This window comes from Paraburkholderia sp. MPAMCS5 (assembly GCF_036016995.1).
Lineage (GTDB): Bacteria > Pseudomonadota > Gammaproteobacteria > Burkholderiales > Burkholderiaceae > Paraburkholderia.
In genome coordinates, this window is record NZ_JAYXBK010000003.1 from 555,394 (window position 1) to 575,737 (window position 20,344).

Annotated in this window: 16 protein-coding genes; 8 read left to right on the top strand and 8 right to left on the bottom strand. The window is 63.4% G+C overall.

The annotated features are described in order from the left end of the window. Window positions 1-236: 236 nt before the first annotated feature. The 3 genes from VOM14_RS10010 (at window position 237) to VOM14_RS10020 (ending at window position 3,882) form a co-directional block, all read left to right on the top strand. Window positions 237-770, top strand: coding sequence for a hypothetical protein (locus VOM14_RS10010; RefSeq protein WP_327628533.1), 534 nt, complete (start codon window positions 237-239; stop codon window positions 768-770). A 227-nt stretch (window positions 771-997) separates the two neighbouring features. Continuing rightward, window positions 998-2,596 carry an L-lactate permease gene (locus VOM14_RS10015; protein ID WP_327628534.1) on the top strand — a complete coding sequence of 533 codons (1,599 nt, stop codon included), beginning with the start codon at window positions 998-1,000 and terminating at the stop codon, window positions 2,594-2,596. 359 nt (window positions 2,597-2,955) lie between these two features. Continuing rightward, window positions 2,956-3,882 (top strand): DMT family transporter, encoded by a 927-nt coding sequence (locus VOM14_RS10020; protein ID WP_327628535.1) that lies wholly within the window; start codon window positions 2,956-2,958, stop codon window positions 3,880-3,882. Window positions 3,883-4,334: 452 nt separating this feature from the next. Here the strand turns inward: VOM14_RS10020 and VOM14_RS10025 are convergent, their stop codons facing one another. Next, complete coding sequence (locus VOM14_RS10025; protein WP_327628536.1) at window positions 4,335-4,490, bottom strand: hypothetical protein; 156 nt, start codon at window positions 4,488-4,490, stop codon at window positions 4,335-4,337. 150 nt (window positions 4,491-4,640) lie between these two features. After that, on the bottom strand, window positions 4,641-5,876 hold the full coding sequence (gene bamC, locus VOM14_RS10030) for an outer membrane protein assembly factor BamC (RefSeq protein ID WP_327628537.1): 1,236 nt from the start codon (window positions 5,874-5,876) through the stop codon (window positions 4,641-4,643). Between the two features lie 345 nt (window positions 5,877-6,221). Between bamC and VOM14_RS10035 the strand changes: the two genes are divergently transcribed. From VOM14_RS10035 to leuA, 5 genes are all read left to right on the top strand, one after another. Next, a complete protein-coding gene (locus tag VOM14_RS10035; RefSeq protein WP_327628538.1) occupies window positions 6,222-6,686 on the top strand; it encodes a DUF2844 domain-containing protein in 465 nt (154 codons plus the stop codon). Between the two features lie 129 nt (window positions 6,687-6,815). Next, window positions 6,816-8,084, top strand: coding sequence for a DUF3443 domain-containing protein (locus tag VOM14_RS10040; RefSeq protein WP_327628539.1), 1,269 nt, complete (start codon window positions 6,816-6,818; stop codon window positions 8,082-8,084). 141 nt (window positions 8,085-8,225) lie between these two features. Then, window positions 8,226-10,097 carry a glycosyl transferase family 1 gene (locus tag VOM14_RS10045; protein WP_327628540.1) on the top strand — a complete coding sequence of 624 codons (1,872 nt, stop codon included), beginning with the start codon at window positions 8,226-8,228 and terminating at the stop codon, window positions 10,095-10,097. 343 nt (window positions 10,098-10,440) lie between these two features. Continuing rightward, window positions 10,441-11,094 (top strand): hypothetical protein, encoded by a 654-nt coding sequence (locus VOM14_RS10050; RefSeq protein WP_327628541.1) that lies wholly within the window; start codon window positions 10,441-10,443, stop codon window positions 11,092-11,094. 268 nt (window positions 11,095-11,362) lie between these two features. Then, on the top strand, window positions 11,363-13,081 hold the full coding sequence (gene leuA, locus VOM14_RS10055) for a 2-isopropylmalate synthase (RefSeq protein ID WP_327628542.1): 1,719 nt from the start codon (window positions 11,363-11,365) through the stop codon (window positions 13,079-13,081). A gap of 104 nt (window positions 13,082-13,185) precedes the next feature. Here leuA and VOM14_RS10060 read toward each other — a convergent pair whose 3' ends face one another. The 6 genes from VOM14_RS10060 to preA form a co-directional block, all read right to left on the bottom strand. Further along, window positions 13,186-13,953 carry an amino acid ABC transporter ATP-binding protein gene (locus VOM14_RS10060; RefSeq protein WP_327628543.1) on the bottom strand — a complete coding sequence of 256 codons (768 nt, stop codon included), beginning with the start codon at window positions 13,951-13,953 and terminating at the stop codon, window positions 13,186-13,188. After that, window positions 13,953-14,630, bottom strand: a complete 678-nt coding sequence (locus VOM14_RS10065) for an amino acid ABC transporter permease (RefSeq protein ID WP_327628544.1) — start codon at window positions 14,628-14,630, stop codon at window positions 13,953-13,955. Before VOM14_RS10065 ends, VOM14_RS10060 begins: the two co-directional genes overlap by 1 nt. A gap of 22 nt (window positions 14,631-14,652) precedes the next feature. After that, on the bottom strand, window positions 14,653-15,435 hold the full coding sequence (locus tag VOM14_RS10070) for an amino acid ABC transporter substrate-binding protein (protein ID WP_327628545.1): 783 nt from the start codon (window positions 15,433-15,435) through the stop codon (window positions 14,653-14,655). A gap of 353 nt (window positions 15,436-15,788) precedes the next feature. After that, complete coding sequence (gene hydA, locus VOM14_RS10075; protein ID WP_327628546.1) at window positions 15,789-17,240, bottom strand: dihydropyrimidinase; 1,452 nt, start codon at window positions 17,238-17,240, stop codon at window positions 15,789-15,791. Between the two features lie 72 nt (window positions 17,241-17,312). Further along, window positions 17,313-18,824 (bottom strand): NCS1 family nucleobase:cation symporter-1, encoded by a 1,512-nt coding sequence (locus VOM14_RS10080; protein ID WP_327628547.1) that lies wholly within the window; start codon window positions 18,822-18,824, stop codon window positions 17,313-17,315. 113 nt (window positions 18,825-18,937) lie between these two features. Further along, window positions 18,938-20,296 (bottom strand): NAD-dependent dihydropyrimidine dehydrogenase subunit PreA, encoded by a 1,359-nt coding sequence (gene preA, locus VOM14_RS10085; RefSeq protein ID WP_327628548.1) that lies wholly within the window; start codon window positions 20,294-20,296, stop codon window positions 18,938-18,940. Window positions 20,297-20,344 lie beyond the last annotated feature (48 nt).

Here is a 20,344-nt window from a genome sequence, read left to right on the forward strand (position 1 = left end):
GGGGAAATAAGCGGACTACAGGGGTGGGAGCGTAGACCGGGCGCAAGACCCGGCTCGCCTTTCGCGGAAAATGCAGTGTTCCCGGAGTGCCTCCGTAGTGCTTCGGTAACGCGCGCGCCTTGCGGCAATGGGGTGAAATACGCCGTTACGGTTTTGCAATCCTGTTTGCGTCGCCAGAGCGTAAGCTTGTGCGATCAGGTCTCGACGGCGGCGTCCGTTGCAAACAGGAGCGCGTCATGAAGTCCCGCGTCATCGACTCTTTCCACGCTGCCGTCAGATGTTCGACGCGCGCTCTTCGGCGCGTTTTTCATGGCGTTTTTCATGGCTTGCGTTACGGCCGCGGCCAGCGCGCTTTCAGTTGCGCTGCCGGCGCCTTGCTGCTGTCGGGCTGCTATTACCCTTACGGCTACTATCCTGGCTATTACTCCGGCGCCTATCCGGCCTACTACGCAACCGTGCCCGCCAGCGCGACCCAGCGCGAAGTGCCGGCCGTCACCGCCGGCGATATAGCCGCTCAGAAGAAATACGATCAGCAGCAATACGCCCAGCAGGCACAGCAAGCCCAAGCGGTGCAACAACTGCCGCCCGCGTATGTCGCGGCACAGCCGCCGCCGGTGTATGTCGCGCCGGCCTACCCTACCTACTATCCGCCACCGGTTTATCCGGCCTGGTATGGCTACGGCTATCCCGGCTGGTACGGGCCCGCGGTGTCGATCGGCTTCGGCTGGTCGTGGGGCGGGGGCGGGCGCGGGCGCGGCCATTGGCATTGAGCGCATTGAACCGGTGCCGGTATCGCGCCCGGCCTTGCTCCGGTAGTTTCCCTTCTTGACGCGTGAGCCTCGGGCTCTATCCTTGGTGAAGCCACACGCAGCAATCGTTTAAATAACCAAGCCGGGCCGAAGTGTTGCGCGGCCGGCCTTCATCCGTCCTGCCCGAGCGACGCGCGTGCCGTCATTTGCAGTCCGCGTCGATTTCGAACAACAACGAAGGAGACGTGATGTTTCATCAACTACTCACCCCGGTCGGCAACTCCCTGTTTCCTTCGTTTATCGTCGCCGCGTTGCCGATTATCGTGGTGCTCGTGCTGCTCGGCTGGGCGCGCCGGCCGGCGTGGCAGGCGTCGCTGGCGGGATTGATCGTCGGCCTGATTGTCGCGATCGCGCTCTGGCAGTTTCCCGTGAGACTCGCGCTCGATTCGGTCGCCGCGGGCGTCGTGTTCGCGTGCTGGCCGGTCATGTGGATCGTGTTCACGGCGATTCTTCTCTACAACATCGCGCAGCGCTCGGGCCGCTTCGCGGCTTTTCGGATGTGGATGATCGACAACCTGCCGAACGACCGGCGCGTCGTGCTCGTCGTGGTGGGTTTTTCGTTCGGCGCGCTGCTCGAAGGCATTTCCGGCTTCGGCACGCCGGTCGCGATCACGAGTTCGCTGCTGATCCTGCTCGGCTTTCCGACGCTTGAGGCGCTGGTCTTCACACTGATCTTCAACACCGCGCCGGTCGCCTTCGGCGCGCTCGGCGTGCCGATCACCGTGCTCGGCGCGGTCACGCACCTGCCCGCCGATTCGCTCGCCAAAATGGTCGGCCGCCAGTTGCCGTTCTTCGCGCTCGTGCTGCCCTTCTACGTGATCGCCGTCTATGCCGGCTTTCGCAACATGCTGCGCATCTGGCCGGTGCTGCTGATGTCGGGCGCGAGCTTCGCGCTGACGCAGTTCGTCGCGTCGAATTATGTGAATTACAGCCTGACCGACGTGTTGTCGTCGATGGTGTCGCTCATCGTGACGATCGCGTTTTTGCGCGTCTGGAAACCAGCGGCCGATCCCGCGTTCGCCATCAATATCGATCGCGTCGGCGAAGTGCGCGGCAAAGTGGCCGGCGGTCAGGGCTGGTATCCGTGGATCATCGTGTCGGTGGTGGTGATCGTGTGGACGGTGGCCAAAATCTTCCTGATCGGCGACGTGAAGGTGTCCTGGCCGGGACTCGACAAGGCCGTGTTCATCACGCTCTACAACACGCCGTATGGCGCGATCTGGGACTTCCAGCCGCTCGCCACCGGCACGGCGATTCTGGTGGCGGCGATCATCACGAGCCTGGTGGTGAAGCTGAGCGCGCGTGAATTCGGCGCGGCGATCGCCGACACGTGGGTGCAGACGCGCATCGCCATTCTGACGGTCGCGACCATCGTCGGACTCGCGTATTTGATGAACTACTCCGGGCTCACCTACACGCTGGGACTCGGCGTCGCCTCGGTCGGACCGTTTTTCCCGCTCGTGTCGGCATTCCTCGGCTGGGTCGCGGTGTTCCTGTCGGGCAGCGACACATCGGGCAATGCGCTGTTCGGCAACCTGCAAGTGGTCGCGGCCCACCAGCTGAACCTGAACCCGGTGTTGATGGCGGCGACCAACTCGTCGGGTGGCGTGATGGGCAAGATGATCTCGCCGCAAAACATTTCGACGGGCGTGGCCACCACGGAACTCAAAGGCAAGGAAGGCGTGGTGTTCGCGAAAACCTTCAAGCATTCGATTCTGTTGACGGTGCTGCTCGGCATTCTCGTTTGGCTCCAGCAGAACGTGCTGCAAGGGATGATTCCGCATTGAAGACGCAAGGCGCGCGTTTGCCTTGGCTCGGCGCGCCCGTCGTGTTTCGCGTGCCGGCTTGCGGAAGGCGCAGTGTCGGCGCGTGTCGGCCTGCCGCAAAATAATTCGTGCTTGCGGGCGGCGAGTCTGCGCCTGGCGCGTCGCCCGCTTGCATCGCCTCATCCGGCTTGTCGCAATATTTCTCACATCAGCGTGAGAATTGCTCGCTTTGCGCGAATTCCTACTGCGCTTACGATCACCTCTGTCAGACGCCCCTTCTCCCGAAACTTGCCGTTTCATTCGAGCGTGAAACGTTTCGTCCGATCGCGCTGTTACGATGCGCAGGCGTTTCGACTCAACCGCGCGCGACGCCACTCACCATGAATGCCAAAAACCTGTTCCAGTTGCTGTTCCTCGCGGCCCTTTGGGGCGCGTCGTTCCTGTTTATCCGCGTCGGCGTGACCGACTTCGGCGTGGCGCCGTTGATGGCGCTGCGTGTCGGCATCGGCGCGGCGTTCCTGCTCGTCGTGCTGCTCGCGCGGCGTCCGCTGCAACAATCGGCCACGATTTTGCGCACGCGGGCGTTTCCGCTGCTGGTGGTGGGCATCCTGAATTCGGCGGCGCCCTTCTGCCTGTTCGCGTATGCCGAGTTGACGCTGTCGGCGGGCGTGACGTCGGTAATCAATGCGAGCACGCCGCTGTGGGGCGGCCTCGTGGCGTTTCTGTGGCTGCGCGATCGCCTGAGCGCGATGCGCACGCTCGGTCTCGTGATCGGCTTCCTCGGCGTGCTGATGCTGGTCTGGGATCAGATCGCCGCGCCGAGTGGCTCGGCCGCCACGCCGCTGACCACGGCGCTCGCGGCCGGCGCGGCGCTCGGCGCCACGCTGCTCTACGGCATTGCCGCGAACTACACGAAGCGCTATCTGACGGGCGTCGATGCACTGACCGTCGCCGCCGGCACGATGACCGGCGCAACCATCGTACTGCTGCCGCTCGCCGTGATCTTCTGGCCTTCCGCGCCGGTCTCGCTGCACGCATGGGGCGCGGTGCTCGCCCTCGGCGTGGCCTGCACGGGCATCGCCTACATGCTGTTCTTCCACCTGATCGCCGTGGCGGGGCCGGCGCGGGCGATCACGGTAACTTTCGTGATTCCCATCTTCGGCATTCTGTGGGGCGCGCTCTTTCTCGGCGAGGGCGTGTCGCCCGGCATGCTCGAAGGCTGCGGCGTGATTCTGGTTGGCACCGCGCTTGCGACGGGTGTCATCAAGCGCTTGCCGTGGATGGGCACGCGGCGCGCGGATACCTGAGAGATCAACAAAAAAATAGCCCGCGCTCCTTGGGAGCGCGGGCAAAAGCCGTCGCCCTACGAGGATAGGCGACGGGGCCACCGAGGCCTGCGCGTCGAAACGCGCGGCCGACATCGGGCTTCGCCTCGGCTCCATGGCCGAGGCTCGACGGGTTGGAACTGCCGTTGAAGTGACTCGCCGCTGACTACACAGGCTGGGCCAATCCGGCCTCTTGAGTCTTTAAAAGCACCTTGCGTGCCAGTTATCGCGACGCACGATAAATTCGGCACAACACCTTGATTATGCAAAGTATTTGCAACGAGCAACGGCCGTTTGGGGAGCCCATTGCAAAGGGCGGGAGCGTTACGTCACCGGGGTAACGTCACGTTACATGCGGGTGCACGTCGGGCGCGCATCGGGAAAAAGATGCCGCAAACTGGAGCGCGAACCCATGAGCGAAGAATGAGCGAAGCTCAACGCGCCGGCCACTTCGGCCGTAGCACTTCAGGATGGCGACCCGGCATCGTGGGCGGCCGCTCGTGTTCCCGGAAACTCAAGGCGGCGCCGCAGACGAGCGCGAGCACGAGCAGGCTCGCCGCCCACATCCAATAAGGGATCACGTCGAACATAGCCATCTCCCGTTGAACGCCATTACGCGCTGGTGTCTTTGCGGGGAGCAAAACCTGTGCACGCCGCCCTGCACCCTTCGGCCGAACGTAAAAAACCCGCCCGGGACAATGCCCCGGGCGGGTTTTGAGAGTGGCTTGCCGCGACTTCGCTCAGTGCAACTGGTCGGCCATCAGACTCATGATCTGCCTCGCCTGCGGGCTTTCGTCGATGCCGCCCTTGTCGTCGACCACAGCCACGCGGGTCTGGTCAGGCGTCAGCGCGCGCACGTTCACGCGATACTGCTTGGCCACCTTTTCCTTCTTGCCGTGGAACACCTGGCTCCAGAAGCCCTGTTCGACCGACGTCATATCCTTCGGATCGACGTAGCGCACAAAGTAAATGCCGCGGGTCAGATCGCGGTCGTCGACGGTGAAGTTGCTGCGGTCGAGCGCCAGACCCACACGCAGCCACGCGCGGTCATAGGGTTCGCCCAGCGTCAGTTCCGTGGACGAGAACTGCGCCGGCGGTGCGTTCGCTGCGTCCGGATCGCGCGCCGGCTGCTGGGCCGCCAGCGCGACGTTCTGCGCCGCCGTGGCCGCCGCCGCGTTTTTTGCGCCCGCGGTGGCCGCGTTAGGCGCCGTCTGCGCGCCGGCCGGCGACAGTTCCGCGGTCTGCGTGCCGCCCGACTTCGCCCGCGAATCGGCGAGCGCGAGCGCCGCCATCAGCCGCTTCAGATACTCCTGCTCGAGGCCGGGATCGTTCGCCTTCGGCTCCCACTTGCTCGACTCGTTGTTCGTGCCGGTCAGCGCCTCGCGCATGCCCTTCTGGCTGATGAACACGTACGTGCCGCCATTCGGCGCCGCTTCGAGACGCGTGCGGTACTTGTTGCGCTCGGAAGTCACATAGCTGTTGCCCATGGCTTTCGAGAGCGTGCTGCGGATCAGGCCGTCGTTGATCTGCGCGTGGGTTTCGTTCCAGTCGGTTTCCATCACGCCCTTGTCGCGCTGATCGACCACCAGCAGAAAGCCCTGCTCCTGCCAGAAGCGGCGGATCTGTGGCCATGCGTCGGCGGGCGCCTTGCCGTCGATCACGAGCCAGCTCTCGGTGCCGTCGCGCTGAATGTGCATGCCGTTCACGGGCGGCACCACGGCGAGCGTATTGGCCGCCGGCGCCTGCGCCTGAACCTGGCGCAGCGTGGACAGCGAGGTTTCGCCGCCTTGCGGGGGCAACGAACGCTGATCGGGCGTCTCATCGATCATGTTCGGCGGGACGGCGAGTGACACCTGCTTGGACTTCGAGTCGCTCTTGTAGTCGATTCTGGTCGGCGACGACGTGCCGCAGCCGGCGACCAGCCCGCCTGCCATCAGCATTACTGCAAACCGCTTGGTAAGACGAAGATCAGTCATGTTCGGGGAATCCTTCCGCTACGCCACGGCAAGTTTCCGTGGATCAACCCAACATTTTACCGATCCCGGCGAGCCGTGTGCAAAAACCCGGGTTTGCCCCTCCCGCAGGCGCCCTCGCATGCGCCTTTTTTAACAATCGCCAACTATTCCCAACCGTCTGTCAGACCTATGACGTCGCTGTGTCAGAACATTGATTACAAAGGCACTTTCATCGCTCCCGAGCGCCATAATTCCGAGATGTCATGAGGCGGCCAAACGCGCGCCAGGCTTCGTTGGAAAGGTCGGATGCTATCTTCAAATCGACATCCCAATAAAGCCTGAACGGCTCGCGCCGGAGACTCGCCCATGCCCACAATTTCCTTCATTCATGCCCTTGCGGCGTCCGCGATGGCCGCCGCGACATTGTGCGTCAGTGCCGACGCTTGCGCGGAACTGGGCGGCGTGATGCCGCTCAAGCCCGGCGCGAGCGCCACGGCGCCGCAAAGCCTCCTGAACGGCGCGCTGCGCCTGCGCACCTCGACCGACGCGGGCAACACGACCATCAACGAATACGCGGACGGCGCCGGCGAGATCGTGGCGTACACGTGGCAAGGACCGACCATGCCGGATCTCGTCGGCCTGCTGGGGAAGTACGCCGGCTCATACAAGGCGGGCGCGGCGGCGGCGCCTGCGGACGGCAATCTGCATGCATCGCGCATCGTGCGGCCGGACGTCGTCGTGGAATCGGGCGGCGCGATGCGCGGCTATGTGGGCCGCGCGTGGCTGCCGGGCGCGCTGCCGCCCGGCGTCACAGCCGACGATTTCCGCTGAGGCCGCGTCCGGCGCACGCGAGGTGCGCTTCCAGCGCAATGCCAAACCGGACGAGCCCGGCCCGACGCCCGCCCGGCAAGACCCTGCGTCTCACAACAACCCGAACAACCGTCGATCGGACCTGACGCCATGACGCAAAACTTCCTTCTCCCCGCCCTCTTCCTTTGCGCCGTGCTTGCCGCTTGCGGCGGAGGTGGAGGCAGCAGCGGCAGCGGCGCGCCCGCCGCCACCGGCGCGAGCACTCCCGGCGCTCCCGGCGCGCCTTCGACCCCTGCTGCGCCGGCCGCCGCCAGCGATAGCGGCGCCAGCGTCCCGCAGTCGAACACGCCGAACGTCCAGCCGATCACGGTGACGGCCGCGCCGCATCTCACGCGCAACATGCTGACGACGAGCGTCACCGTTTGTCAGCCCGGCACGGACACCTGCGCGACCATCGACAACATTCAGGTCGACACCGGCTCGCACGGCTTGCGCATTCTCGCTTCGGCGCTGCCGGCGAACCTGCCGCTCGCCGCGCTCGCGTCGGGCGCGGGCATTTCGGGCGAATGCGCGGTGTTCGGCGGCGGCTACGCATGGGGCGCGGTGCGCAGCGCGGACGTGCGCATGGCCGGGCAACTGGCCGCGTCGATTCCGATCCACCTGATCGCCGATCCTTCCGTGCCGACTGTACCGGCGGACTGCGCCGGCTCGGGCCCCGCCATGCTCACCGTCGACACGCTGCGGGCCAACGGCATTCTCGGCGTCGGCACGTTCGCGGCCGACTGCGGCGGCGCCTGCGTGAACGCCGCGCTGCCTCGCTGGTACTACAGTTGCGACGGGAGCGGCGCGTGCGCGCCAGTCGCGCAGGCGCTCGCGCAGCAAGTGGTGAATCCGGTCAGCCGTTTCGCTCTCGACAACAACGGCGTCGTGATCGATCTTCCCGCGGTCCCCGACGGCGGCGCCGTCACCGTGTCCGGCTCGATGATCTTCGGCATCGACACCCAGGCGAACAACACGCTCGGCAGCGCGGGCGTGCTGAAGGGCAATTCGCAAACCGGCTACGTGACGACGACGAGCGGCGGCCAGACCTATGCGCAAAGCTATCTCGACACCGGCTCGAACGGCCTTTTCTATCGCAATACGCAATTGCCGCAGTGCGGCTACTGGTATTGCCCGAGCACCACGCAAACCGCGAACGCGACGCTTGGCGGGACGAACGGCGCATCGAACACGGTGACCTTCGAAGTCGGCAATTCACGCGCGCTGTTCGCGTCGGCGAACAATGCCTTCGACAATCTTGCCGGCCCGGTCGGCAGCGGCTTCGGCTGGGGCTTGCCGTTCTTTTTCGGCCGGCGTGTCTACACGGCGATCGCCTCGCGCGAAACGTCCGCGGGGCCCGGTCCTTATTACGCCTTCTGAATCGAACGCCGTATTTGAAGTGCCGAAAATTCGCAAACTGGGGCGCGCCGCGAATTCGATATTGGCCGCCTGCCATAATTGCCGCTCGCGGCTAGCACCTCCCAAAAATCGTTAGTCATGCATAACTAAATTCATTACCCGATGCAAGAAGCCACCTTTTCGCTCGACGATTTCGAGCAGCTCGTTTACACACGGCAGCATATCCGGGCGTCGATCCAGCTCCTGTCCGCGTTGGCTCTGTTTCAGCAAAAACGCGGGATGCTGGACGAGAGCTTTCTTGCGTCGGGCATGACCGGCCTTACCCCCGCCGAGCAACGCACGCGCTTCTGCACGCGTCTTGCGAGCGCGGCCTCCGTCTTGTTCGCCGACGCCGAATTCAAACTGCCCGCCGAGTGCTTCAGGCTCTTTCTCACGCTGCACGAATGGGTCGAACTGATGTTTTCGGTCACGCCGTTCGGAACCGCCGACCACGTCGCGTGCCATCTGAATCCGCGCGGCGCACAAGACAGGCAATTTCTGCCCGGCGACAGCTTCGTGGAAAAACTCTGCGTGCTGTATTCGACCGAGTCGGAACTGGAACTCGATTTCGCGGCGCTGTGGGCCTACGACAAAGTCCTCGCGGCCTGCCTTGCGCTCGTGCTGCTCGCGCCTGTCTTCAAGGGCTCGCTAAGCGCGCATATCAAGCGTGAAGCGCTGATCGAGTGGTTGCCTGGCAAACTCCAGCAGATTCCCGACCTGGACGACCTGCCCACGGCCTTGCTGCATAACGCCTACATGTTTTGCAGCTACGCCGACACGCCGCGCCGCCACGAGATCAAACGCGACATCAACGTGCTGGTGCGCCGCAAACTCGTGCAACTCGGCCTGACCGATCTCCCGGCGGCGCCGCGCGCGCCTGGCGCAAAAAAACGCGGCAAGAAGCCTTTGATGATGGTTGTGATCGAGTGGTTCGGCGGCGCTCATTCGATCTACCGCACGCACTCGCGCACACTGGAGGCCGCGCGCGAGCATTTCGAGGTAGTGGGCTTCGGCTTCGGTTATGCAATCGACGACATCGGGCGAACGGCTTTCGACCGTTTTATCGAACTGGAAGAGCCCGAGTACATTGGCGAGTGCCTGCAAACCATCCGTGATTTCGCCGAGCGCGAGCAACCCGACGTGCTGTATATGCCGAGCGTCGGCATGTTCGTCATGACGGTATTCATGTCGAATCTGCGCGTGTCACCGCTGCAGATCGCGGGGCTTGGCCATCCGGCCACCACGCATTCCGACAAGATCGATTACGTCAGCGTCGAGGAAGATTATGTCGGCGATCCAGCGTGCTTCAGCGAAAAGCTAATGAAGCTGCCGAAAGTCGGCCAGCCGTACCGGCCGTCGGTCGCGCTGCCGGACATCGGCGCTTCTATTCCGCCGGCGCGCGAAACGCTCGAAGTGGTCATTACCGCGAGCGCGATGAAGCTGAACCCCGCGTTTCTCGATGCGTGTCGCGAGATCGGCGCACGCGCCAGAACGCCGGTCGAATTTCATTTCATGAGCGGCGTGCCGGCCGGTCTCGCGCTCGATCACATGCGCGGCGTCATCGGGCACGCGCTGCCGCGCGCTGTCGTGCATGGCTTTCATCAGTATCCAAGCTACCTGGAGCGCGTCAATCGCTCGGATCTTTTCCTGAGCCCGTTTCCGTTCGGCAATACGAATGGCATTGTCGACGCGCTCACGCTCGGTTTGCCAGGTGTGTGCAAGCGCGGGCCTGAAGTGTTCGAGCAAATCGACGGCGCGCTGTTCGAGCGTGTGAGCTTGCCGCCATGGACTATCACAGATAGCGTCGAGAGTTATATCGCAGCGGCCGTCCGCATGATCGACGGGCACGACGAACGCATTGCGCTGCGGCAGCGTTTGATCGATACGCACGCGGTGGAGAGTTGCTTTGAAGGCAGGCCGGAGGCGTTTGCGGAAAGCGTCCTGGCGCTGATGAAAAAGAGTCGTCGCCGGCGTCGCGCTGAGGCGGTCAGTTGATGCTCCAGTGAAGATGGAAGCAATTGCTTCGCGGGGGTGCGGGAGTCGCCGCGCGATTCGGTCCGCGGGAGAGTAGTCGCGCGGCTCTGTGTCTACGATTGGCTGCTAGGCGCATGCGTGCATGCGTATGTGCCTGAGTAGCCGTGCTTCGACGCGTGCGCGCACGCGGGCCGACTCAAAGGCACGCGATGCATCGTCGCGGCGAAGACCTTACTCGTCGGCGCCACTGTCCGCCGACGGGGCCGGCTCAGCCAGCTTGGCCGGCGCGAGCCAGCGGAAAACGTCGAGCGTGGGGCCGTGGAAAGTGCATTCGGCGGCCGCGGCCTGAAGAGTCTTTTTGGGCTTGGCCGGCTTGACGGCGAGCGCTCGCACCTCCGAAGCCGCCGAATCCGACGCGCTCAAAACTCCCGACGTAGCCGACACGCCAGACGCCGCCGACGCCCCGCTCAAGCCCTCAGGCGAGGTGGAGCTGGAAACGGTGGAATCGATGGAGGCCGCAGAGCCTATGGGAACGGTTGAATTCATGGAAGTCGAGGAAGCCACCGAATCCATAGAAGTCGCGGAAGCCACGGAGTTCGAGGAACCCGCAGAACCAGCAGAACCCATGGAACTAGTAGAACCCACAGAACTAGCAGAGCCCGCCGAGCCCCCACTCCCCCGCACACCCGACGCACCCACCGCCCGCGCCACGCCCACCGCCGAAGCGCCCAGCGGCGCCGCCGCTGCCGCCACCTCCGACGCCGTCATCACATGCTCGATGGACCCTTCCACCACAACCCGCGACCCGCGAATCCCAGCGCCTGTATGGCCAATCTTCAACGTATCGGATGACGTTTCCGCAAGCTTGCTGCGCATCATCTGCTCGCACGCGTCCGAGTTTTTGTTGACAGCGGTGCAGGCCGCGAGGAGCGCCGTGGCGGTCGTGGCGCACGCGAGGGTGAGAATCCGAATTTTCATTGACGTTCCGTTTTTCGAGCCGTCGCGAATTGTAGCTTAGGCGGCGGGTCGGAGCGCTTGCTTGACGCCTTCCTAATAATATGTTTCCATTGCACACCATGTACCGCGCCCAGACCACCCTATCGCTACTACTAGCCCGCTCTACCGGGCTAGGTCTGCTGCTGCGCGCTTCCATCTGAATCTGAAACACCCGAAGCACCGCATAGTTCCCCAGTAACTGACCCAGCCCCGGTTTCCGACCGGCGGCCCTGCTTTGCGTTTTTGTCGTCCGGTCGACTACCCGCTTGTCGAACCTACGGATGATGAAAATGTTGAAGAACCCTGCCACCAAGTACCGCTCGTTCAAGCCGATCAATTTGACGGATCGCCAGTGGCCGTCGCGCACCATCACGCGCGCGCCGATCTGGATGAGCACCGACCTGCGCGACGGCAATCAGGCACTGTTCGAGCCGATGAACGGCGCGCGCAAGATGCGCATGTTCAAGACGCTGGTGCAGATCGGCTTCAAGGAAATCGAAGTCGCGTTTCCGTCCGCGTCGCAAACCGATTTCAATTTCGTGCGCGAGCTGATCGAAGGCGGCCACATTCCCGACGACGTCACGATCGAAGTGTTGACGCAGGCGCGCGACGACCTCATCGAGCGCACTTTCGAATCGCTGCGTGGCGCGCCGCGCGCGATCGTCCATCTGTACAACGCGACCGCGCCGGAATTCCGCAAGATCGTGTTCGGCCTCGAAAAGAGTGGCGTGAAAGAACTCGCGCAAAAAGCCGCGCGCACGATGAAGCGCCTCGCCGATGCCGCGCCCGAAACGCACTTCACGCTGCAATACAGCCCCGAAGTGTTCAGCGGCACCGAACTCGAATTCGCCAAGGAAGTCTGCGACGCCGTGTTCGACATCTGGCAACCCACGCCCGAGCACAAGGCCATCGTCAACCTGCCGGCCACCGTTGAAATGGCGACGCCGAACGTCTACGCGGACCAGATCGAATGGATGCACCGCAATCTCGAGCGCCGCGATTCGCTGATCGTTTCCGTGCATCCGCATAACGATCGCGGCACCGCCGTCGCCGCCGCCGAACTCGCCGTGATGGCGGGCGCGGATCGTATCGAAGGCTGCCTGTTCGGCAACGGCGAGCGCACCGGCAACGTGGACCTCGTCACGCTCGCGCTGAATCTGTACACGCAGGGCGTCGATCCGGGCCTCGACTTCTCCAACATCAACGAAGTCGCGCGCACCGCCGAAGAGTGCACGCAATTGCCGGTGCATCCGCGTCATCCGTATGTCGGCGATCTCGTGTTCACCGCGTTCTCCGGCTCCCACCAGGACGCGATCAAGAAAGGCCTGGCGGTGCAGAAGCCCGACGCGCTCTGGGAAGTGCCGTACATGCCGATCGATCCGAACGATCTCGGCCGCACGTACGATTCGGTGATTCGCGTGAACAGCCAGTCGGGCAAAGGCGGCATTGCCTATCTGCTCGAGCAGACTTACGGCGTCGTGTTGCCGCGCCGCTTGCAGGTCGATTTCAGCTCGGCCGTGCAGCGCTTTACCGACGAGAGCGGCCAGGAAGTCACGTCGTCGCAGATCTGGGAACTGTTCCAGCAGGAATACGTGCAGAACACGGCGCCGGTGCATTACATCGGCCACAGTCTCGCGGAGCAGGACGGACGCGAGCGCATCAAGCTCACGGTCGAGATCCACGGCGTGCGGCGCGTGCTGAACGGCGAAGGCAATGGTCCGCTCGACGCGCTCATGCACGCGATGAACGTGCCCGTGCGCATCCAGCACTACGAAGAGCGCGCGTTGACCCAAGGCGCCGATGCGCGCGCGGTCGCCGTCGCCGAAATGGCGGGCGCCGAAGTGACCGGCAGCGCGTTCGGCGTCGGCATCGACGCGAATCTGGTGACCGCGTCGATCCGCGCGGTGATCAGCGGCGTGAATCGCGCGTATGCACGAGCGAATGCGGCGGCGAAAGAACGCTTCTTCGAAACCGCCCTGAACGATGAAGCCGAGCGCGCCGAAGCATAAAACGCGGCTATCCGGGCCGTGACGGCCCGATCTGCAAAAAGGGGCGTCTCAGTTCAAACTGAGGCGCCCCTTTTATTTCGGGTTCCACACTCCGCAGCGCGGCGTCACTCAGTCCAGGCGTCGGGCAAGCTATGCGTGAGCGTCGACACGAAGCGCGCCGTTTCCTCCTCGCGCGGCCGCATGAACACCTCGCGCGACGGGCCCGCTTCCACGACAACGCCGTTGTTCAAAAACACCACATCGCGCGCGATGGTGGCCGCGAGCCGCAAATCGTGCGTGGCCATCAGCATGGTCATGCCTTCGTTCGCGAGTTGCTTGAGCACTTCGACGACCTCGGCGGCAAGGCCGGGATCGAGCGCGGAAGTCGGCTCATCGCACAACAACACTTCCGGCGACGGCGCCAATGCCCGCGCAATCGCAACGCGCTGCTGCTGGCCGCCCGACAGCGTGACGGGCCACGCATCGCCCTTGTGCGCAATGCCCACTTTCTCCAGCAATTCGTCGGCTCGGGCGCGCGCCTTGTCCTTGTTCCACTTCAGCACGGTCAGCAAACCTTCCATCACGTTCTGACGAACCGTGAGATGCGGAAACAGCTGGAAGTTCTGAAACACCATGCCGGTGCGGCGGCGAATGGTCAGCACCGTTTCGCGCGAGGGCCGCTCATCGGCGCTGAATTTGAGTTGCTGATCGCCGATCTGCAGCGAACCCGCCTCGGGAATTTCCAGCAGATTCACGCAGCGCAACAGCGTGCTCTTGCCGCTGCCCGACGGACCGATCAACGCGGTGACGTTGCCTTGCGCGAGTTGCAAATCGACGGCATTGAGCACACGGTGCCCGGAAAAATACTTGTCGATTTTCTCCAGTCGGATCATCAGTTCCCCGCCTGAAAAAGTGCATGGCGGCCGAACTTGCGTTCGAGCTTCACTTGCGCCGACGACAGCACCGAGCTGAACAGCAGATACACCAGCGCGGCTTCGGTGTAGAGAATCAACGGCTCGTAAGTGACCGACGCAATGCGCTGCGCGGCCTGGAACACTTCGGGCACGGTCAGCACGGCGGCGAGCGAGGTGTCTTTCACGAGCGCGATGAACGAGTTCGACAGCGGCGGCAACGCGACGCGCGCCGCTTGCGGCAGAATCGCGCGGCGCAGCGCCTGCTCGCGCGTCATGCCCATCGAATATGCCGCCTCCCATTGCCCTTTCGGAATCGACTCGATCACGCCGCGGATCACTTCGGAGTTGTACGCGCCGACATTCAGCGAGAAGCCGATGATCGCCGCGGTCAACGGATCGAGCACGATGCCGACGTTCGGCAACCCGTAGAAGATCACGAATAGTTGCACGAGCAACGGTGAGCCGCGAAAGAGCCACACGTAAAAGCGCACCGCCGCCACCGCCCATTTCGGCCCGAAGAGCCGCACGAGCGCGACGATAAACGCAAGCGCGAGCCCGATGGCAAACGACGCCAACGTGAGCGGCACCGTGAACACGAGCCCCGCGTAAAGCAGCGGCCACAGCGACTGCGCCATCAGATGCAACCATGCCGGCATGATTCAGACTCGCAAAAGGCGTTTACTGGGAGACGTCTTTGCCGAAGTACTTCTCCGAGATCTTCAGGTACGTGCCGTCCTTCTTCATGTCCGCCAGCGCCTTGTTGATCGCCGCGACCAGGTCCGGGCTGCCTTTGCGGATCAGCACCGCGGATTTATCGCTGCTTTCCGACGATGTATCCAGCGCCGCGATCTTCACCTTCGCATCCGGCTTGTGCTTCTTGAAGTCGAGGAACGACAGCGAATCGTTGACGGTGGCATCCACGCGGCCCGCCGTCAACAGATCGATCGATTCATTGAAGCCTTGCACGGGAATCACTTCCGCGCCGTGCGCAGCCGCGATCTTGCCGAAGTTGCTGGTCAGCGTATTGGCCGACTTCTTGCCTTTCAGGTCGTCGAAGTTCTTGACCGCGCTGTTGTCCGAACGCACGATCAGCGCCGCGTGCGACGTGATGTACGGGTCGGAGAAATCGTATTTGACCTTGCGCGCGTCGGTCACCGCCACTTCGTTGATCACCGCGTCGTAACGGTTCACGTCGAGACCGGCGATCAGCCCGTCCCATTTGCCTTCGACGAATTGCGGCTTGACGCCGAGACGCCGCGCAATCTGCGTGCCGATCTCCACGTCGAAGCCGGTCAGTTTGCCCGCTTCGTCGTGAAAGGTGAACGGCGCATAGGTGCCTTCGGTGCCGATCCTGAACACGCCCGAGGACTTGATCTGCGCAAGTTCATCGGCGGCGAAGACGGGGGTCACAGTTACCGCATGAAACAGCGCAACCAGCAGAATGGAACGAATCGACTTCATGAGTGGCTCCCTAAAGTGGCCAGACCGTATGCCTGGTCTTGTGTTGGCAGTCCCGCCGGCACTTGCGCCCGGCGGAGTGGGCGGACTGTAGCAAACGGCCTGCCTTTTTACAAAGAATCAGCTTTTCAATCCATATGCGCATGCATGCTAAGCCGCAGCCATCGTCTCCGTTATCGCGTGACCTTCGACTTTACAGCAGATGCGAAGACGCGGCATGCATCGCAACATGGAACATGAGGGCGCCGCCATCGGGGAAAACGCGAGACAGTCATGCCGCGACGAATGCGCGGCGACCCGAGAAAGCGCGCGCGGGCTTGCATGCCCGCGGCGCATGGGGAGGAGAAGCAGCGGCTCTACCGCTCGACAGGATGCGGTTCTTTCAGTTTGTTGGCCACGCGGATCGCGTCGAAGTAGGCCGGGTTCGGCGGGCGCTTCTGATAGCGCCCGGCGCCGCGCACGGCACGCAAGTCGCCGTCGGTCCACGCGAGCGCGCCGCGCATGAGCGTATGCATGGCGACGCCCTGCACCGTCATGCCTTCGAACACATTGAAGTCGACGTTCTGATGATGCGTCTTCACCGAAATCGTCCTGCTCGCGTGCGGGTCCCACACGACGAGGTCGGCATCCGCGCCCACCTGCACGCAGCCCTTGCGCGGATACAGGTTGAAAATATGCGCGGCATTCGTCGATGTAATGCGCACGAACTCGTTCGGCGTGAGACGCCCCGTGTTGACGCCGTGATGCCACAGCACCGCCATGCGATCTTCCACGCCGCCGCAACCGTTCGGGATCTTCGTGAAGTCCTCGCGGCCCATCGCCTTTTGCGACGCGCAGAACACGCAGTGATCGGTCGCCGTGGTGTGTAACTGCCCGGCTTGCAGACCGCGCCACAACGCCTCGCGATGTTCGGACGTGCGAAACGGCGGGCTCATCACATGCGCCGCCGCGCGCGTCCAGTCGGGATCGCGATACACCGCTTCGTCGATCACGAGATGCCCCGGCAACACTTCGCCGAACACACGCAGACCCTCGCTGCGCGCGCGCGAAATGGCATCGACTGCATCTTTCGAGGACACGTGCACGATATACACCGGCACGCCCAGCACCTGCGCGATGCGAATCGCGCGATTGGCCGCTTCGCCCTCCACTTCGGGCGGCCGTGACAATGGATGCGCCTCCGGCCCCGTGAAGCCTTTCGCGAGCAACTGACGCTGCAACTGAAACACCAGTTCGCCGTTTTCCGCATGCACGGTGGGCAGCGCGCCGAGTTCGAGCGATCGCGAGAAGCTGTTCACGAGCACTTCGTCGTCGGCCATGATCGCGTTCTTGTAGGCCATGAAGTGCTTGAAGCTCGACACGCCGTGCTCGTGGACGAGCGTGCCCATGTCGCGATACACCGAGTCGTCCCACCACGTGACCGCGACATGAAAGCCATAATCCGCCGATGCCTTCTCCGCCCAGCTGCGCCATTGCCTGAACGCTTCCATCAAGCTTTGCTTAGGACTGGGAATCACAAAGTCGATGATGCTCGTCGTGCCGCCTGACAAGCCCGCCGCGGTGCCGGTGAAGAAGTCGTCGCTGGCGGTCGTGCCCATGAAGGGCAACTCCATGTGCGTGTGCGGATCGATGCCGCCCGGCATCACATACTGCCCGCCGGCATCGACTATCGCAGCGCCCGCCGGCGCTTCCAGGTCCGCTCCAATCTGCAGAATCGTGCCGCCGTCTTGCGGGTCGGCGCACAGCACGTCCGCACGGTATGTATTTTCCGCGTCGATTACGGTGCCGCCGCGAATCAGGGTCGTCATGTTTGCGCCTCCTCGTTACTTGCTGAACTTGTGCATTTCGCTGCTACCTGTACCGCGTATTGCGCGCATTCTTCACGCGCGTGCGACCCGCGGGCTCGGACCTTTGCTGAACTTCATCCACGTGCTGTACACGATGGAAGCCAACGCGAGACCGACAAACCATGCATACGTATAGAGCGTATTGAAGATCGACGGCACGTTCGCGAACGATGCCGGAAACGCCGTGTGCAGGAAGCCGGGCAGATTCGGCAGCACGCCGATCAAGAGCGCGACCACCGCGCCGATATTCCATCCACCGGTATAGCTGTACTCGCCGCGCTCGTCGAACAGTTCGCGCGTGTCGAGCCGCGTGCCGCGAATCAGGAAGTAGTCGACCATCAGGATGCCCGCCACGGGCCCGAGCAGCGCCGAATAGCCGACAAGCCACGTGAAGATATAGCCCTGCGTGGTGGCAAGAATCTTCCACGGCATCATCACGATTGCGATGGTCGCGGTAATCATGCCGCCCATGCGATACGAAATGCCCTTCGGCCACAGGCTCGAAAAATCATAAGCAGGACCGACGAGATTAGCCGCGAGATTGCAGCACATCGTGTCGAGCGTGAGGATGATGAGCGCGAGGCCCACGCCAATGCCCGTCATGCGGCTCGTCAGATCGATCGGGTCCCAGATCGCCTTGCCGTAGATCACCACGGTCGCCGACGTCACCACGACCGAGATCACCGAGAGCAAGGCCATCGGCACCGGCAATCCGATCGACTGACCGACCATCTGGTCACGCTGCGTTTTTGCAAAGCGCGTGAAGTCGGGAATATTCAACGCGAGTGTCGCCCAGAAGCCGACCATCGCGGTGAGGCCGGGCCAGAAAGTGGCCCAGAACAGGCCTTCTTTCTTACCGCCCGGCACGAACTGCGACGGCGCCGAGAGCATCGAGCCGAGGCCGCCCGCCTTCGACGTGGCCCACCACACGAGCGCGATACACATCACGATCTTGATCGGCGCGGACCAGCTTTCGAGCCAGCGGATCGAATCCGTGCCGTGCACGATGAAGTAAATCTGCAGCGCCCAGAACACGAGGAAGCACGCGAGCTGTGCCACGGAGATGTCGAGAAACGGCAAGGCCGCGCCGTGCAGCGCATTGCCGGTGAGAATGTTCAACAGCGTATAGATCGCACTGCCGCCAAGCCACGTCTGAATGCCGTACCATCCGCATGCCACGATGGCACGCAGCATCGCCGGCAATTTCGCGCCCTGCGTGCCGAACGACGAGCGCACCAGCACCGCATACGGAATGCCGTGCTTCGCGCCCGCGTGACCGATCAGCAGCATCGGCACGAGCACGATCAGGTTGCCGAGCAACACGGTCGCCACTGCCTGCCACGGCGACATGCCTTCCTCGGTGAGTCCGGCAGCCAGCATGTATGACGCGATGTTCATCACCATGCCGACCCACAGCGCCGCGAAGTGATACCAGCGCCACGTGCGCTGCGCGGGGCCGGTCGGCGCGAGGTCGTCGTTGTAAAGACTGCTGCCTTGCGCGCCGGCCGCGCTGTGCGGGTCGGCGGGTTGCGCGGTCTGCTTCATCGAAAGATCTCCACAGGATCGTTGCCGCCCGCGCGGCTTCTCGTGGTGCGTCGGGCGCTAAAGGGAAACACGCTTCATGGCTGGCGCTTCGTCTACGATAAATACCCCTTGTTTCAGGCTGCTTTTGCGGCGTGCGCGGTTTCGGCGGGTGTTTGAGCCGCTGGCTCCGCTTGCGGCGTTTGCGGTGTTTGCGGTGTTTGTCCCTCTGCTGCATTCACACGCGCCGGGTTGTTCGGGTGCGTGGTCCAGTTCGCGTACTCGCCGTTGTCCACGCGCTCCATCGTGATGCACTGCTCGACCGGACAGACGTGCATGCACAGGTTGCAGCCCACACATTCGGAGTCCACCACTTCAAAATGGCGAACGCCATCTTTTTCTTTCATGATCGCCTGATGCGCGGTGTCCTCGCACGCGATATGACACAGGCCGCACTGAATGCACTTATCCTGGTCGATGCGCGCCTTGATGCTGTAGGTGAGATTCAGGTACTTCCAGTCGGTCACATTCGGCACCGCGCGGCCGCGAATGTCGTCGAGCGTGGCGTAGCCCTTTTCGTCCATCCAGTTCGACAGGCCGTCGGCGAGATCGGTCACGATGCGAAAGCCGTAGTGCATCGCCGCCGTGCAAACCTGCACGCTGCCCGCGCCCAGCACCATGAACTCAGCCGCATCGCGCCACGTCGAAATGCCGCCGATGCCGGAGATCGGCAGGTTTGGCGTTTCCTCGTCGCGAGCGATTTCGGCGACCATGTTCAGTGCAATCGGCTTCACTGCCGGTCCGCAATAACCGCCGTGCGTGCCCTTGCCGTCCACCATCGGCAGCGGCGCCATGGCGTCGAGATCCACGGCGACGATGGAGTTGATCGTGTTGATCAGCGAAACGCCGTCCGCCCCGCCCTTGCAGGCCGCGCGCGAGCCGAGGCGGATGTCGGTGATATTCGGCGTGAGCTTCACGAGACACGGCAGCTTCGTGCCTTCCTTCACCCACCGCGTGACCATCTCGATGTACTCGGGCACCTGGCCGACCGCCGAGCCCATGCCGCGCTCGCTCATGCCGTGCGGGCAGCCGAAATTCAATTCGACCGCATCGGCGCCGGTGTCTTCGACGAGCGGCAAGATCCACTTCCAGTCCTGCTCGTTGCACGGCACCATCAACGAGACGATCATCGCGCGCTCGGGCCAGTCGCGTTTGACCTGGGCGATCTCGCGCAGATTCACGTCGAGCGGCCGGTCGGTAATCAACTCGATATTGTTCAGCCCCGCGATACGTTGACCATTCCATTGCACCGCGCCGTAGCGCGAACTCACGTTGACCACATGCGGGTCGAGGCCGAGTGTCTTCCACACGACCCCGCCCCAGCCCGCTTCGAACGCGCGGTTCACGTTATAAGCCTTGTCGGTGGGCGGCGCAGACGCGAGCCAGAAGGGGTTCGGCGAAGTAATGCCGGCAATCGTACAGCGCAGATCGGCCATGTTCGGCTCCTTGGGGACGACTGTTTTTCTTGCGTGGGCCGTGGCTGA